The 15,656-nt window shown below is 72.1% G+C and carries 13 protein-coding genes; 6 read left to right on the top strand and 7 right to left on the bottom strand.

Annotation, left to right across the window (positions count from 1 at the left end; all coding sequences use genetic code 11):
- Window positions 1-7: 7 nt before the first annotated feature.
- The 3 genes from L6E12_RS06290 to L6E12_RS06300 form a co-directional block, all read right to left on the bottom strand.
- Window positions 8-2,935, bottom strand: a complete 2,928-nt coding sequence (locus tag L6E12_RS06290) for an NACHT domain-containing NTPase (RefSeq protein ID WP_236226928.1) — start codon at window positions 2,933-2,935, stop codon at window positions 8-10.
- Between the two features lie 46 nt (window positions 2,936-2,981).
- Complete coding sequence (htpX, locus tag L6E12_RS06295; RefSeq protein ID WP_236226929.1) at window positions 2,982-3,845, bottom strand: zinc metalloprotease HtpX; 864 nt, start codon at window positions 3,843-3,845, stop codon at window positions 2,982-2,984.
- Window positions 3,846-3,933: 88 nt separating this feature from the next.
- Entirely contained in the window at window positions 3,934-4,713 is a 780-nt protein-coding gene (locus L6E12_RS06300; RefSeq protein WP_236226930.1) for a siderophore-interacting protein, read from the bottom strand.
- Between the two features lie 81 nt (window positions 4,714-4,794).
- On the opposite strand from L6E12_RS06300, the gene L6E12_RS06305 reads away from it, so the two are divergent.
- Together L6E12_RS06305 and L6E12_RS06310 are read left to right on the top strand one after the other, a co-directional pair.
- Complete coding sequence (locus tag L6E12_RS06305; protein WP_236226931.1) at window positions 4,795-6,177, top strand: amidase; 1,383 nt, start codon at window positions 4,795-4,797, stop codon at window positions 6,175-6,177.
- Window positions 6,170-6,715, top strand: a complete 546-nt coding sequence (locus L6E12_RS06310) for a TetR/AcrR family transcriptional regulator (RefSeq protein ID WP_236226932.1) — start codon at window positions 6,170-6,172, stop codon at window positions 6,713-6,715. Before L6E12_RS06305 ends, L6E12_RS06310 begins: the two co-directional genes overlap by 8 nt.
- On the opposite strand, the gene L6E12_RS06315 is transcribed toward L6E12_RS06310, so the two are convergent.
- Entirely contained in the window at window positions 6,696-6,845 is a 150-nt protein-coding gene (locus L6E12_RS06315; RefSeq protein WP_236226933.1) for a hypothetical protein, read from the bottom strand. The two genes, L6E12_RS06310 and L6E12_RS06315, sit on opposite strands and share 20 nt — an antisense overlap.
- A gap of 370 nt (window positions 6,846-7,215) precedes the next feature.
- Window positions 7,216-8,106 (bottom strand): dimethylargininase, encoded by an 891-nt coding sequence (ddaH, locus tag L6E12_RS06320; RefSeq protein ID WP_374201840.1) that lies wholly within the window; start codon window positions 8,104-8,106, stop codon window positions 7,216-7,218.
- 74 nt (window positions 8,107-8,180) lie between these two features.
- Between ddaH and L6E12_RS06325 the strand changes: the two genes are divergently transcribed.
- From L6E12_RS06325 to L6E12_RS06340, 4 genes are all read left to right on the top strand, one after another.
- Window positions 8,181-8,630, top strand: a complete 450-nt coding sequence (locus L6E12_RS06325; RefSeq protein WP_035279433.1) for an Lrp/AsnC family transcriptional regulator — start codon at window positions 8,181-8,183, stop codon at window positions 8,628-8,630.
- Between the two features lie 70 nt (window positions 8,631-8,700).
- Complete coding sequence (locus L6E12_RS06330) at window positions 8,701-9,465, top strand: enoyl-CoA hydratase (protein WP_236226934.1); 765 nt, start codon at window positions 8,701-8,703, stop codon at window positions 9,463-9,465.
- Between the two features lie 383 nt (window positions 9,466-9,848).
- Complete coding sequence (locus tag L6E12_RS06335; RefSeq protein WP_236226935.1) at window positions 9,849-11,744, top strand: 2-oxoacid:acceptor oxidoreductase subunit alpha; 1,896 nt, start codon at window positions 9,849-9,851, stop codon at window positions 11,742-11,744.
- Between the two features lie 115 nt (window positions 11,745-11,859).
- Window positions 11,860-12,930, top strand: a complete 1,071-nt coding sequence (locus tag L6E12_RS06340) for a 2-oxoacid:ferredoxin oxidoreductase subunit beta (protein ID WP_236226936.1) — start codon at window positions 11,860-11,862, stop codon at window positions 12,928-12,930.
- A gap of 62 nt (window positions 12,931-12,992) precedes the next feature.
- Here the strand turns inward: L6E12_RS06340 and L6E12_RS06345 are convergent, their stop codons facing one another.
- Together L6E12_RS06345 and L6E12_RS06350 are read right to left on the bottom strand one after the other, a co-directional pair.
- On the bottom strand, window positions 12,993-13,358 hold the full coding sequence (locus L6E12_RS06345) for a hypothetical protein (RefSeq protein ID WP_236226937.1): 366 nt from the start codon (window positions 13,356-13,358) through the stop codon (window positions 12,993-12,995).
- An 88-nt stretch (window positions 13,359-13,446) separates the two neighbouring features.
- The gene (locus tag L6E12_RS06350) at window positions 13,447-15,603 is read right to left on the bottom strand and encodes a hypothetical protein (RefSeq protein WP_236226938.1); all 2,157 of its coding nucleotides are present in this window, start codon (window positions 15,601-15,603) and stop codon (window positions 13,447-13,449) included.
- Between the last annotated feature and the right edge of the window lie 53 nt (window positions 15,604-15,656).

Here is a 15,656-nt window from a genome sequence, read left to right on the forward strand (position 1 = left end):
GGTTCGCTCAGAACCTGGGGAGCCTGAAGTCGACGCTTCCGAGGTAGTCGGCGACGGCATCAGCCGGGAAGTCGGCCAAGCGTTCCGGGGTCAGCGCCCGAAGGAGCCCCACCCAGTGCTGGGTTCGATCGAGTTCCGCCTCGGAGAGCAACCGGTCGAACACCTTCCGGTAGTGGTGATACGCCAGCATCATCGGCAGGGGTGAGGGCGGGTTCAGCAGCGGCAAACGCAGGAGCCAGCGGAGATAGTTCTCGACGAACCTCGGATTCCAGTCACCGCAGCGCACGCCCAACACGCCGTAGGCGAGGTTGGCGACCTCCACCATCTGCTGCACCGCGGTCCCCTCCGGTGGGTCTATGAAACCGAAGGCCAATGAGTCGGGGTGGGTGAGCAGCGAGATCAGCCAGCCCGAAGAGTGGACCGCCCAGTCATCTTCCACGCCGAATCTGTTGTAGTGCCGGTCGAGGACGACCGCAGCCCCGAACCGTTCCAGGAACGCAGGACGACGTCGCAAGTACTGGGCGTCGATGAGGTCCAAGCTGGTGGTGGACGAGCCCCTGGATGGGTAGACCTCGCTGTCCACGAAGGTGAATGCGCCGAACAGCGAGCGGTAGCCCTCGCTGTCCAAGCCCGCAGCCCAGAGGTCGACCAAGGCGATCCACCGGCTGTCCGCTTCGTCCTGCGGCCACAGGGTTCCCAGGTCGATCGGGGCGATGGTGCTGCGGAGCAGGACGACGTTGGCCGAGTAGGCGGCGCTGGCGCGGATGTGATCGGGGGCTAGTGGGCGGTAGTCAGGATGACGGCTCCCGGGTGGGCGGTGCGTGGGCAGCAGGAGGTCCAAGGCTGCCGCGATGTCGTCGGTTTCCTCGCCCAGGGTGCGGAAGAGCTGGGAGATGAACGTCAGGATCGGGCGCTGGATGGTGAGGGGTTGGTATGACAGCAGGGTGAACAGCAGGTCGTCGTCGGGGTGGTGGCGTTTGCGGCGGGCGAAGGTTCCTTCTGCCATGTCGCGGAGGATGTCGACGATGCGGGCGGCCACCAGGTACTCGTTGAAGGTGGCGTGCAGGAACTCGTAGCTGCGGTGGACGGTTGCCGTAGTTGCTTCCGCTGCGTGGACGAAGAAGAACTCGCCCAGGAGTTTGCCGCCGTCGGGGACCTGCTCGCCCAGGGCCAGTAGGTCTGCGGTGAGTTCTGCTTCGGTGATGGACTGGCGGCCTCGGTTGAACATGCCCAGGGCTGCAACGGAAAGCCGGGTCAGCTGGGTTTCCACAGCCTCCTCGAACTCCGCGTCCGGGAGGACTCGGCCCGCCTGCTTGGTGACCTCGCGGCGGGCGTAGGTGTCGAACAGGCGGCCGTACAGTTCGGACTCTGACAGGTCTTCCACTGGACCCACTGCCGGGTCGGTGAAGTACAGCGTCAGCATCAGCAGCAGGAGGGGCTGGCGGGCCAGTTCTCCTTGCGCCTTGGCGGTTTCCGCGACCATCGGGCGGCTGTTGTGCTGGTTCCACGCCGACACCCACTGGTCGATTTGGGCGTTGTCGAACTCTTCCAGCTTGACCACGGGGGTCGCGTCCGGGAGGCGGACCCGTTCGGCCACCAGGGTTCTGGAGGTGACGACCACCGCGACCGGGTGGCCCATGGCGGCTTCGCGGCGTTGGAACTCGACCACGTCGGCGAGGTAGCCGCCTCGGTCGTTCGTCGTGGCCTGGAGGAGTTCGTCGAGGCCGTCCAACAGGACCACGCGGACGGTGTCCACGCTCTGGTCGGCGAGGGCGGACCAGTCGACGCGGCCGTGGGTGGACTGGGAGAGGGCTTCGCGGATTTGATCGGCGATGTGGGCGTCCGCGTCGACTCGGCGCAGGGGGACTCGGGTGACCGTGTACGTCGAATCCGGGAGGCGGGCGGCGAGGACCTTGGTGAGCAGGGACTTCCCGGCGCCGGGGTGACCCAGGAGCAGCAGTGGGCGTTTGGTGGCCTCGCCGGTGATGAAGTGGCGGGCGAGGACCAGGTCCAGGTCTTCGCTCAGCGGGACTTCCTGCCACCACTGCTCGTCGCCGAGGCGGGAACCGCGGCTGGCGTACCAGGCGCGGAAGCGGGGGGTGATGAAGATGTCCGAGACCGCCGGGAAGACCGCGTCGGTGCCGTAGCCGTCGGTGTCGACGTCGATGATCGGGCGGTCGAGTTCGGCTCGGTTGATCGCGCGGACGGTGTCGCGCAGGTCGCGGGGTTGTGCGGGGACCGGGGTGGTGAGCAGGGATTCCAGGCGGGCCAGGGCGGAGCGGGTGGCGGCGTGTTCACCCAGGTCGGACCAGACCTTGAACTCGGGGACGGTGGTGGCGAGGGCCAAGTACGAGTCGCGGTAGGCGGATTCGACCAGGGCGAGCAGGTGCGGGATCTGGTGGGGGCTGGCGTCGAGGTCGAGGCCGTCGAGGAAGTGGAAGACCTCGTTCAGCAGGCTCATCGCCCAGGAGCGGACCACGGCGGTGTTCTCGTGGAAGCCTCGGACCAGGGACGGGGTGGGCACGTCCGCGGCGTAGAGGGTGCGGACCAGGGACTCGCCCTTGTCCGCCCAGTTCGCGGTGAGGATTCCGAGCTTCTCCGGGTCGGTGAGGTTGGACTCCGGGTAGGCCGCGTGGACGGTGTCGAAGACGGCTGCCGTGGCGATGGTGGTGTGCGCGGCGATGACCAGTTGGTGGCGGTCCAGGCCGCCGGTGCGGGTCAGGCGGTCGGACACCGCGTTCAGCGCCTGGCGGGTCAGGGCGATGGCCTCGTTCTTCTGGTCCACCAGGCCGAACAGCGCCGCGATCGGGGGGACGCCGCCCGCCGCCAGGACCACACCGCCGAGGAGACCGTTGAGACGGGTCAGCCAGGGGCGGTCGTGGTGGCCGAGGATCTGCAGGGCGCCGCGGAAGGTGATCGGCGGGTCTCGTCGCACGTGGCTCAGGTTAGAGGTGTGGGCCGCGGAAAACCGGGGAAGCGGCTCAGAAGTCCGGGAGGGCCAGGCGCTCCAGGCGGGCGATGCGGTCGGCGATGGGCGGGTGGGTGGAGAACCGCTTGGAGAGGCCGTCGCCGGGGCGGAAGGGGTTGGCGATCATCAGGTGGGACTGGGCGACCAGGGTGGGTTCGGGGGCCAGCGGGGCCTGCTGGGTGCCCGCGTCCAGCTTGCGCAGGGCGTTGGCCAGGCCGATCGGGTCGCCGGTCAGCTCCGCGGCGGAGGCGTCGGCCTGGTACTCGCGGGAGCGGCTGACGGCCAGTTGGACGATGGTGGCGGCGATCGGGCCCAAGACGGCCACCAGCAGGAGCACCAGCGGGTTGCTGTCCTCGTCGTCGTCATCGCCGAACAGGCCGGTGAGCAGGGCCAGGCTGGCGACCGTGCTGACCGCGCTGGCCAGGGCGCCCGCCACGCTGCTGATGAGGATGTCCCGGTTGTGGACGTGCGACAGCTCGTGCGCGAGGACGCCGCGCAGTTCGCGCTCGCTCATCAGGTCGAGCAGGCCGGTGGTGCAGCAGATCGCCGCGTTCCTGGGGTTGCGGCCGGTGGCGAAGGCGTTCGGGGCCTGCGTGGGGCTGAGGTAGAGCCGGGGCATGGGCTGGCGGGCGGCGGTGGCCAGTTCGCGGACGATCCGGTACAGCGCGGGCTGCTCGGCCTGCGAGACCGGCCGGGCGCGCATCGCGCGCAGCGCCAGCCGGTCGGAGTTGAAGAACGCGTAGGCGTTCACCACCAGCGCCACGCCGAGGCCGATCAGCAGGGCCGTGGCGCCGAAGAACGAGCTGACCAGGACGATCAGCGCGCTGAGGCCACCGAGGAGCAGCGCGGTCTTGACTGCGTTGGCGTGGCGGTGCACGGCGCGCTCCTCCCCGGTGTGAAGTCGTTGTTCGGTTCCGGAAGGTCAAACGCGGGCGGGGGGCCAGAAGTTCCAACCGGACACTGAGTCAGTTGCCACTCTCACCCGAGCGCCAGTAGGTGGTGGGGCGGACCTGCTTGCGCGGGAAACCGCGCTCCTCCAACAGATGCGCGCGCACGGCCACCATGGCCGCGCGCTCCCCCGCCAGCCACACCTCGGGGGTGCCCCCGGGCAGGTCGGCGGCGCGGATGGCGTCGACGAGGACCGTGCTCTCGCCCGCGGGGGCGTCGCGGTGCAGCCAGGTGATGCCGGGGATGTCCTGCTCCTCGGCGGCGTCGGCGACCTCGACGAACGCGCGCACCGGGGCGGTGACGGCGGTGAGGATGTTGGCGATGGCGGGCAGCGCGGTCTCGTCGCCCGCCAGCAGGTACCAGTCGGCCGCCGGGTCGGGCTGGTAGGCGGGCGAGGGGCCGACGAAGATCACGTCGTCGCCGACCCCGGCCCGCGACGCCCAGGCGGAGGCCGGGCCGGAGTCGCCGTGCAGGACGAAGTCGAAGTCGACCTCGTCGGTGGTCGGGTCGTGGCGGCGGATGGTGTACGTCCTGGTCAGCGGGCGGACCTGGGACCACAGGCCGCGCGCGGACTCCAGCGTCAGCGGCTCGGGCAGCTCGGTGCCCTCCGGGTAGAAGTACAGCATCACGTTCTGGTCGGTGCCCGCTCCGGCGAGGTCGGCCAGCGACGGGTCCTGGACGGTCACCCTGGCCAGGCGCGGGGTGACCCGCTGGACGCGGACCACCGGCACGCGCCAGAGCCGGGTCTCCTGCCTGCGCGAGCGGCGGCGGGGCGGGGTGTCGGGGTTCGTGCTCATCGCGGCCCATCCTCACCCTCGTGGCGGGTGGTCGCCAAACCGGCCGCTGTTACTGTTCGTTCGAACGAACAGGAGGCGGCGATGGCGACGACACCGGATCTGCGGTTCGCCGGGCTGGTGGCGACCGCGCAAGCGCTTGCCGACGGCGCGGTCACCTCGGTCGAGCTGGTCGACCGGGCCCTGGCGGAGGTCGAGGACACCCAGCCGACGCTCAACGCGTTCCGGTTCGTGCGCGGCCGGGAGGCGCGCGCCGAGGCCCGCGTGGCCGACCAGCGGCTGCGCGACGGCGAGCGGTTGCCGCTGCTGGGCGTGCCGATCGCGATCAAGGACGACGTGGACCTCGCCGGGGCGCCGACGGCGTTCGGCTGCGCGGGCGAGTTCCCGGTCAAGACCGCGGACTGCGAGCTGGTCCGGCTGCTCAAGGCCGCCGGGGCGGTCATCGTGGGCAAGACGAACACCCCGGAGTTCGGCCAGTGGCCGATCACCGAGGGCAGCGCGTTCGGGGTGACCCGCAACCCCTGGCGGCTCGACCACAGCCCGGGCGGGTCCTCCGGCGGGTCCGCGGCGGCGGTCGCGGCGGGTGTGGTGCCCGCGGCGGTCGGGTCGGACGGGGCCGGGTCGGTGCGCATCCCGGCCGCGTGGACGCACCTGGTGGGCGTCAAGCCGCAGCGCGGGCGCTTCTCCCCGCTGCCGGAGAAGGAGTTGTTCAACGGCATCACGACCAGCGGCGTGCTGGCCCGCTCGGTCGCCGACGCGGCGCTGCTGTTCGACGTGCTGGCCGACACCGGCACCGCGCACCAGGACGCGGCGCGGACCCCGCCGGGGCGGCTGCGCGTCGCGCTGTCGCTGCGCCCGGCGTTCACCGGGCTGCCGGTGGCGCTGGACCCGCAGGTGCGGGCGGCGGTGGTGCGGCTGGCCGGGGTGTTGCGCGGGCTGGGCCACGAGATCGTGCTCGCCGACCCCGCCTACGGCCTGATCGGCCTGAACTTCCTGCCCCGCTCGCTGGGCGGGCTCAACGACTGGCACGGCCGGGTGCCGGACCCGGCGCTGCTGGACCGGCGCACCCGGGACAACGGCCGGATGGGCGGATTGCTCCGCGGTCGGGCGCTGGCCGCCGCGCACGCCACCCTGGGCCTGTTCCACCGGCGGGTCGGGCGGATCTTCGACCGGGTCGACGTGGTGCTCACCCCGACCACGGCCAAACCGCCGCTGCCGGTGGGCGGCATCGACGGCCTGACCGGCTGGCAGACCGACCGGACGATGATCCAGTCGTGCCCGTACGCCTGGCCGTGGAACGTGCTGGGCTGGCCCGGGGTCAACGTGCCCGCGGGGCTGACGAGCGACTGGCTGCCGGTGGGGGCGCAGTTGCTCGGACCCGCCGACAGCGAGCCGCTGCTGTTCTCGCTGGCGGCGGAGCTGGAGCAGGTCGAGCGCTGGTACGAGCGGACGCCGCCGCGTGCGTGAGCGCATCCTCCGCGCGGTCCTGCGGGTGATCGGGGCGTCCGGCGTGGCGGGGGTGACCAACCGGCGCGTCGCCGCCGAGGCGGGCGTCTCGCTGGGGTCGATCACCTACCACTTCGCCACGCAGACCGAACTGCTGCGCGAGTCGCTGCTGCTGTTCGTGCGGGAGGAGACGACCAGGCTGACCGCGTTCGCCCGGCAGCAGCGCGGGCCGGTGTCGGTGGAGCAGGCGGCGGCCCTGGTGGAGCAGGTCGTGGAGAGCACGGCGTTCGGCCGGGAGGAGATCGCGCCGCTGGAGCTCTACATCCAGGCGGGCCGCGACCCGTCGCTGCGGGACGCCGCGGCGGAGTGCTTCGCCGCGTACGACGCGCTGGCGCTGTCCGTGCTCACCGGTCTGGGCGTACCCGAGCCGGAGCGGCTGACCGGTCCGGTGGTGGCACTGGTCGCGGGCTTGCAGCTACGCAGGCTGGCGACCGGCGCCGCGGGCTCGACCGGGGTGGCCGAGGCGGTGACCCTGCTGGTCAGGCCTGCGGGCTCGTGAAGACGGGCCGCGGGACCTTGGTGCTCGCGTGGGTGACCGTGGGCTGCTCCTCGTGCTCGGGCTCGGGCACGTTCTGGAAGACCGGGACGGGCACCTTGCGGAGGTCGCGGTGCTGGGTGTTCTCGTTCAAGGGCTGTTCCTTACGATGAGGTCCGCGTCCACTCGCTGCGGGATCCGCTGCCGAGGGAGGGCGGGAAGAACCCGGCTTGGCCGGATGCGATCGACTGTACGGGAATTCCCCGCGCTCGGGCAGGTATTTCCCCGTGCGAACCCACATGACACCCGACTCGCTGTGATCGCGATCACTTCCGCCTGTCCACACCGCACACCGGGAAACTGCCGCTCACAGCCACACCGCGCGCCGCGGGGGCACTCGGCCTGCACGGCGAGGACTCCCGCGCGAACAGCCCGCCGAATTCCCCCGACGGGCGGCGGCGAGGTCGATCGACACCTGAACCGGTGCGGCACCCCGCGCGTGTCGCGCCTGCCGGGCTCGGTGCTCAGCCCCGGAGTTCCATGGTGCAGCACTTGGGGCCGCCGCCGGACTTGCGCAGTTCGGAGACGTCGACCGGGTGGGGGGTGTAGCCGTGGGCCTCGAGTTCGGCCGCGAGGTGGGTGGCCTCGGCGGCCAGGACGACGTTGCGGCCGTCGGAGACGGCGTTGAGGCCCAGGCAGGCGGCGTCCGCCTCGGTGGCGATGATCGCGTCGGGGTAGAGGCGGCGCAGGGCTGAGCGGGTGCCGGGGCTGAACGCGGCCGGGTAGTAGGCGATGTGGGCGCGGCGGGTGGGGGTGGCCTCGGACAGGACGACCAGGGCGACGTCGAGGTGGTAGTAGGCCGGGTCGGTCAGGGACAGGGAGACGACCGGGACGCCGAGGGCTTCCTGGGCCTCGGCGTGCGCCGCGGGGTCCGTGCGGAAGCCGGCCCCGGCCAGGAGGACCTCGCCGGTCCAGGTGAGGTCGCCCTCGGCCTCGTTGACGCGGGTGGGCATGACGACGTCGCGGTAGCCGTGGTCGAGGAACCAGCGGCGGTAGTGGTCGGCCTCGGCGGCGCGCTGCGGGGCGCGGAAGCGGGCGCCGAGGACCTTGCCGCCGATGACCGTGCCGGAGTTGGCGGCGAAGACCATGTCGGGGAGGCCGTGGACCGGCTCGATGCGCTCGACCCGGTGGCCCAGGGACTCGTAGGTGGCGACGAGGGCGTTCCACTGGGCGACCGCGAGCGCGGTGTCCACCGGCCGGGTGGGGTCCATCCAGGGGTTGATGGAGTACTCGACGGTGAAGTGCCTGGGTTCGCACATGAGGTAGCGGCGGGTGGTCGGGACCCGCTCCGCGTGGGCGACGGCCGCGGTGGGGACGGGGAGCACGAGGGTGGTGGTGCTCGCGGGTGGCGTCATGGATCGAAATCTATTGACCCCGTTGACCTCCTTCAATGTCGCTTCCTTGCCTGTCGACCGGCACTATGTTGCGTGTGGACGTGATAGATCAGCGAATCATTTCGCGGCTGGTCGCCGATGCCAGGGCGAGCTACGCCGAGATCGGCAAGGCGGTGTCCCTGTCCGCCCCCGCGGTGAAGCGGCGGGTGGACCGGTTGCTGGAGCTGGGGGTGCTCAAGGGGTTCACCGCGGTGGTGAACCCGGAGGCGCTGGGGTGGGGCACCGAGGCCTTCGTCGAGGTGCACTGCCAGGGGAACGTGTCCCCCGACCGGATCCGGCAGCGGCTCGAACCCCTGCCGGAGGTGGTGGCCGCCTACACCGTGTCCGGGTCGGCGGACGCGATCGTGCACCTGCGCGCGGCGAACATCCACCACCTCGAGGAGGCCCTGGAACGCCTGCGCAGCGTCGACATGGTGTCGCGGACGGTGTCCACGGTGGTGCTCTCCACGCTCCTGGAGCGGCCCGCCGGGCCGGAGCCGGGGTGATGGCGGCGGGGGTGGTGGCGGAGTCCACACCGGGCGCTGCCGGGGGGTGCGCCGGGCTAGGTTGTCGGCCATGGACAACGCGGTTCTGCTGGAGCGGCGCGACGGCGTCGCCGTGCTCACCCTCAACGACCCCGAGCGGCGCAACGCGCTGACGCTGGCCGGTTCCGCGCGGCTCGCCGAACTCGTGCGGCAGTGCGAGGACGACCCGGGGGTCTCCGCGATCGTGGTGACCGGCGCCCCGCCCGCCTTCTGCGCGGGTGCCGACCTGACCGTGCTGGGCGAGTCGAAGGCCGAGGGGCTGCGCGGGATCTACGCCGGGTTCCTGGCGGTGGCGAACTCGTCGCTGCCGACGATCGCGGCGGTCGGGGGTGCGGCGGTGGGGGCCGGGTTGAACCTGGCGCTGGCCGCGGACGTGCGGATCTCCGGGCCGCGGGCCCGCTACGACGCGCGGTTCCTGCAACTGGGCATCCACCCCGGCGGTGGGATGACCTGGATGTTGCAGCGGGTCGTCGGGCCGCAGACCGCCACCGCGATGACCCTGTTCAAGCAGATCCCCGACGCCGAGGAGGCGCGGCGGCTGGGGTTGTCCCTCGCGACCGTGGACGGGGACCACGACGCGCTGGTCGCCGCCGCCGTCGAGTTGGCTGCCCCGGCGGCGAAGGGGCCCCGGGAGCTGGTGAAGACGATCAAGCGGACGCTGCGGGCGACCTCGGCGATGACCGGGCACGCCGAGGCGGTGGACGCCGAGCTGGTCGTGCAGGTGGAGTCGATGGGCACGCCCGAGTTCGCCGAACTGCTGGCGACAATGAAGGCCCGGATCTCCGGTTCTGCCTGACCCGGTACCCGGATCAAGCCGCGCTTCGGTCGGCTTTGTCCCGGCGGCAAGCGCGATCCGGCAGAATCATCCACACAGCGGGAACCGTCGACCAGAACTTGGGATAACTGTAACCGCCGGTTACACTAATCGGTACGCCCATATCCCATCGCCGTTCGGCGTGGGAGTGGACTCGTTGTGATCTACACCGCACCCAGCGGGCCTCGGCCCACCGGGTGCCTACCGTGGACAAAGGCGGCGAACAGCCGACCTGCTGCCGGTACGTCGGCGGTCAGCGCTCGGCCGGAGACTAGCCTCGGGCGGTGCACGGCCCGCCGGGAAGCCGGGTACGGGCGGCCTGACCCGCGGACGGACCGCTGTCAGGAGAGAGGGATCGGCAGCTCATGAGCACAGGCTTGGACGGCGACGTGGCCGGGAGCGCACGCGGGGCCGGGATCACCAAACTGGACCGGGTCGTCATCCGGTTCGCCGGTGACTCCGGTGACGGCATGCAGCTCACCGGCGACCGGTTCACCTCCGAGGCGGCGGCGTTCGGCAACGACCTGTCGACGATGCCCAACTTCCCGGCCGAGATCCGCGCCCCGCAGGGCACCATCCCCGGTGTCTCCAGCTTCCAGGTGCACTTCGCCGACTACGACATCCTGACCCCCGGCGACCGCCCCGACGTGCTGGTGGCGATGAACCCGGCGGCGCTCAAGGCCAACATCGCCGACCTGCCCGCGGGCGGCACGCTGATCGTCAACACCGACGAGTTCGTCAAGCGCAACCTCACCAAGGTCGGCTACGACGCCAACCCGCTCGAGGACGACTCGCTGGCCGCCTACCAGGTGCACCAGGTCGCCATGGCGACCATCACCCAGGGCGCGCTCGCCGAGACCGGCCTCGGCAAGAAGGACGCCGAGCGCTGCAAGAACATGTTCGCGCTGGGCCTGCTGTCGTGGATGTACCACCGGCCGACCGAGGGCACCGAGCAGTTCCTGCGGGAGAAGTTCGCCAAGAAGCCCGACATCGCCGAGGCGAACGTGCTGGCCTTCCGCGCGGGCTACTACTACGGCGAGACCACCGAGTCCTTCGCCACCACCTACCAGGTGGCCCCGGCGAAGCTGAGCCCCGGCACCTACCGGCAGATCACCGGCAACACCGCGCTGGCCTACGGCATCGTGGCCGCCTCGCAGCAGTCCGGGCTGCCGGTGCTGCTGGGCACCTACCCGATCACCCCGGCCTCGGACATCCTGCACGAGCTGTCCAAGCACAAGCAGTTCGGCATCACCACCTTCCAGGCCGAGGACGAGATCGCGGGCATCTGCGCGGCCCTGGGCGCCAGCTACGGCGGCGCGCTGGGCGTGACCTCGACCTCGGGCCCCGGCGTGGCGCTCAAGTCCGAGGCGATCGGCCTCGGGGTGATGACCGAGCTGCCGCTGCTGGTGATCGACGTGCAGCGCGGCGGCCCGTCCACCGGCCTGCCCACCAAGACCGAGCAGGCCGACCTGCTGCAGGCCATGTTCGGCCGCAACGGCGAGTCCCCGGTGCCGATCGTGGCGCCGCAGTCGCCCGCCGACTGCTTCGCCGCGGCCGTGGAGGCCACGCACATCGCGCTCAAGTACCGGACGCCGGTGATGCTGCTGTCCGACGGCGCGATCGCCAACGGCTCCGAGCCGTGGCTGGTCCCCGAGGTCGGCGACCTGGCCGACCTGGGCGTCGAGTTCGCCACCGAGCCCAATGCCCCGGACGGGTCCGGCGAGTTCTGGCCGTACCTGCGCGACCCGGAGACGCTGGCGCGGGCGTGGGCGATCCCCGGCACCGCCGGTCTGCAGCACCGCATCGGCGGGCTGGAGAAGGCCGACGGCACCGGCAACATCTCCTACGACCCGGACAACCACGACCGGATGACCCGCATCCGCCAGGCCAAGATCGACGGCATCGAGGTGCCCGACCTGCGGGTCGACGACCCGTCCGGCAAGGCGCGGGTGCTGGTGCTGGGCTGGGGCTCGTCCTACGGCCCGATCGGCGCCGCCTGCCGCCGGGTGCGCAAGCAGGGGCACGCCATCGCCCAGGCGCACCTGCGCAACCTCAACCCGTTCCCGAAGAACCTGGGCGAGGTGCTCAAGTCCTACGACAAGGTCGTGGTGCCGGAGATGAACCTGGGCCAGCTCGCGCTCCTGCTGCGCGGCAAGTACCTCGTCGACGTCATCAGCCACACCAAGGTGGCGGGCCTGCCGTTCATGGCCGAGGAATTGCAGGACGTGTTGACCGGGGTCGTGAAGGGTGTCGACGCATGAACGAGCTTGCGAGTGAAATGCGGAGTGTCCCTTCTCTCACAGATTGCTACAGCATGAACGAGCTTGCGAGTGAAATGCGGAGCGTCCTTTCTCTTGTGGATTGTGAGGAAGCACGATGACTGCCACTGAACTGGGCCTGCCGACCATCGGTGGTCTCGCGGGGGTGCCGACCACCGACGAGCCGCAGAAGGCCAAGGACTACAAGTCCGACCAGGAAGTGCGCTGGTGCCCGGGCTGCGGTGACTACGTCGTGCTCAACGCGGTGCAGTCGTTCCTGCCCTCGCTCGGCCTCAAGCGCGAGAACATCGTGTTCGTGTCCGGCATCGGGTGCTCGTCGCGGTTCCCGTACTACATGAACACCTACGGGATGCACTCCATCCACGGCCGCGCCACCGCCATCGCCACCGGCCTGGCCACCGCGCGCGAGGACCTGTCGGTGTGGGTCGTCACCGGTGACGGCGACGCGCTGTCCATCGGCGGCAACCACCTGATCCACACGCTGCGGCGCAACGTGAACCTCAAGATCCTGCTGTTCAACAACCGGATCTACGGGCTCACCAAGGGCCAGTACTCGCCCACCTCGGAGACCGGCAAGGTCACCAAGTCGACGCCGATGGGCTCGCTGGACCACCCGTTCAACCCGGTCTCGCTGGCCCTGGGCGCCGAGGCGACCTTCGTCGGCCGCGCGCTCGACAGCGACCGCAAGGGGCTGACCGAGGTGCTGCGGCAGGCCGCCGAGCACCGGGGCACGGCGCTGGTGGAGATCTACCAGAACTGCCCGATCTTCAACGACGGCGCGTTCGACGTCCTCAAGGAGCCGGGCGAGGCCGAGCAGCGGCTGGTCCCGCTGGAGCACGGCAAGCCGATCCGGTTCGGCGCCGACGGCGAGTTCGGCGTGGTGCGGGCCGGGTTCGGCTCGCTGGAGGTGGCCAGGGTCGCCGACGTCGGCGAGGACGCGCTGGTGGTGCACGACGCGCACACCGACGACCCGTCGTACGCGTTCGCGCTGTCGCGGCTGTCCGCCCAGGACCTGAGCCACACCGTCACCGGCGTGTTCCGCTCGGTGTCGCGGCCGACCTACGACGACTCGGCGCGCGCCCAGGTCGCCCACGCCAAGGAGACCAGGAAGGCCGACCTCCAGTCCCTGCTGCGCGGCAGGGACACCTGGACGGTCGTCGGCGACTGACCGCCCCACAACGCGACTGAGGCCCCCACCGGCGGTGGGGGCCTCAGTCGTGCTCGGGGGTCCTACAGGACGTCGTCGAGGTTGCCGGAGACGCGGGTGACCTCGGTGTCCGGGTGGCGCTGCACCGGGAACGCGCCGGTGGGGGTGTCGTCGTACCAGGCGTCGTCGACCTGGGCGCCCTGGCTCACCGGGATCTCGACGTCCGGGGCTTGCGCGTTCCGGGGCTCGACGTCCTGGGGCCTGGCGCTCCGGGGCTCGGCGTCGTGCGGCTCGGCGTCGCGGGCCTGGGCTGCCGCGGCGGGCTCGGCCGGGGGCGGACCGGCGGGGGCGGTGACCGGGGCCGCGGCGGCGCGCCTGGCGTTGCGGTTCCAGGCGACCAGGACCGCCGCCAGGAGCAGCAGGGCAGACAACAGGAGCGGTCGCCGCACGGGGTTGGCCTCCTCGCCATCGGGTGGCGCGGCCCGTCCGCGCGCCCTGGAACTTGCTACCACCCGAGCGCGGCGGATGCCAGTCGCCTCACGGGAGCGGGCGGAACCCGACCCGTTCGGCGTCGTCGACCGAGCGGAACCACACCTCGGCGACGGTCCGGTCGAACTTCGGCGACTCCGGGGAGCAGTAGCGCAGCGCGGTCACGCTGGCCTTGATCGTGTACTCGCCCGACGGCGGGCGGCCACCGGGCAGCGGCATCGCCGAGCCGGGGCCGAACGGGCCGGGCGGCACGAACGGGTCGACGCCGCCCGCGGTCTGCTGGAGCGTGCGGGCACCGCGCCTGCGCTGCTGGGCGTGCGCCGGGGCCGCCTCGGCCTTGGCCGCCGGGGCCTCGTCGACCGGGACGATCGGTTCGAACAGGGACCGCTCCCGGCCGCCGTTGCTGGTGGTCTCCACGCCGAACGGGATGGGCGTGCCCATCGCGGCGGCGGGGACCTTCTGGCGCTCCGGCAGCGGCGCCGGGGCACCCGCGGCACCGGTGCCGCCGAACGGGACGCGGGTGCGCGGCCGGGAGGGGACGCGCTTGGGCAGCGGGTCGCCGGGGCGCTGCGGCCCGGCCGGGGTGTAGGCGGGGGTGATGCCCGCGGGGACCTCGGGCTCCTGGGCGGCGGGCTCCGGGGTGGGCTCGGGCTCGGGGCGGGACCGGGGCTCGTCGGTCACCCGGGGCACGAAGCTGGTCTCCGCGGCGGCGGGCTCCGGCTCGGCCGGGCGCTCGTCGGCGATCCTCGGGACGACGCTGGTCTCGGCGGCGGGTTCCTCGACCGGCCTGCCGAACGGGGTCAGCTCGGGCAGCGCGCCGGAGAGCGACCCGGGGGCGTGCCGGGGGCGGCTCTCGGCGGGCAGCACCTCGTCGAGGTCCTGGTCCACGTCGTCGGCGAGGTCGTCGACCAGGGCGTCGTCGTCGGCGAGGACCGCGTCGTGCTCGTCGTGCTCGTCGCGGCGGGCGCGGCGGCCGCGAGTGCCGCGGTGGTCCTGGCCTGCGTGCGGGACCTGGTCGGCATGGGGCTGGTCGGCGCGGTCGTCCTGGTCGGCGCGGTGGCCGTCGAGGTCGTCGGCGTGGACGGGGGCGACGCGGTCGTGCTCAGCCTGGTCCCCGTGCTCGACGCGGTCCCCGTGGTCGAGGTCGGCCTGCTCGTGCTCGACGTGGTGGTCGCCGTGGTCGCGGTCCGGGTCGCCGGGGTGGTCCCGGTCGGCGGTGTCCTGGTCGGCGCGGTGGTCGGGGTCGTCCTGGTCGGTGCCGTGGCGGGGTACGGCGTCGGGGTCGGGGGTGCTGTCGTCGAGGGAGCGGATCAGCGCGGCGGGGATGCGCTCGGTGTGCTGGGTGAAGATCGTGCCGTGGTCCTCGCCGTCGTCGACGAGGTCGATGCGGTCGTCGTCGGCGCGCTCGGCGTCGAGGTCGCGCGAGCGGCCGGGCAGGTCGTCGACGAGGTGCTCGCCGTCGGTGTCGCGGCCCGCGTACCAGCCGTCGCGGTCGTCGGCGAAGTCGTCCCCGCGGGCGTGGGCGGCGAGGTCGCCCAGGTCGCCGAAGTGGGCCAGGTCGCCGCGGGTGGCACCGCTGTCGGTGTCGCGGTCGTCGTGGTCCCCGGGGGCGGGCGGGATGTACCGGGTGGTCTCCGCGGCGGCCTCGGTGGGCACGAACAGGTCGCCGGGGGCGTGGTCGTCGTGGAAGTCGTCCCCGCGGTCGCCGCGGAGGTCGTCGTCGCGGTGGTCGCGGAGGTCGTCGCCGTGGTGGTCGCGGAGGTCGTCGCCGTGGTCGTCGTCGGCGCGGTCCGGGTCCGCGGCGCCGCCGTACCCGTCGTGGCGGTCGTCGGGGTGGCGGTCGTCGGGGTCGCGGTCGGCGCCGTGGGCGGGGGCGTCGTGGAGGGTGCGGACGTCGCTGTCGCCGCGGCGGTCGTACTCGTCGTGCTCGTCGGCGTAGCCGGAGACCACGGCGGTGCGCTCGGGGGTGGGCGCGGGGAGCTGCTCGGTGCCGCGCACCGGCTCGACCCGGCGGTCCTCGGCCAGCCTGCGCTCCAGCACCACGACCCGCTTGCGGGCCGGGTTGGCGATCAGCAGCCAGCACAGCAGGGCACCGACCAGGAAACCGGCGAGGCTCCAGACCCACACCTGCCCGAAGAACGGCATCGCCGACGTCTCCCTCCCCGGCCGCGCCATGGGGTTGACGCGGGTGAAACGGTTGCCCAAGCGTAGGGAAGGCTACTGCGAGCGGGTGAGCAGGACGTGTTCGACCGGGGTTT

It is taken from the genome of Actinokineospora sp. PR83 (genome assembly GCF_021056305.1).
GTDB lineage: Bacteria > Actinomycetota > Actinomycetes > Mycobacteriales > Pseudonocardiaceae > Actinokineospora > Actinokineospora spheciospongiae.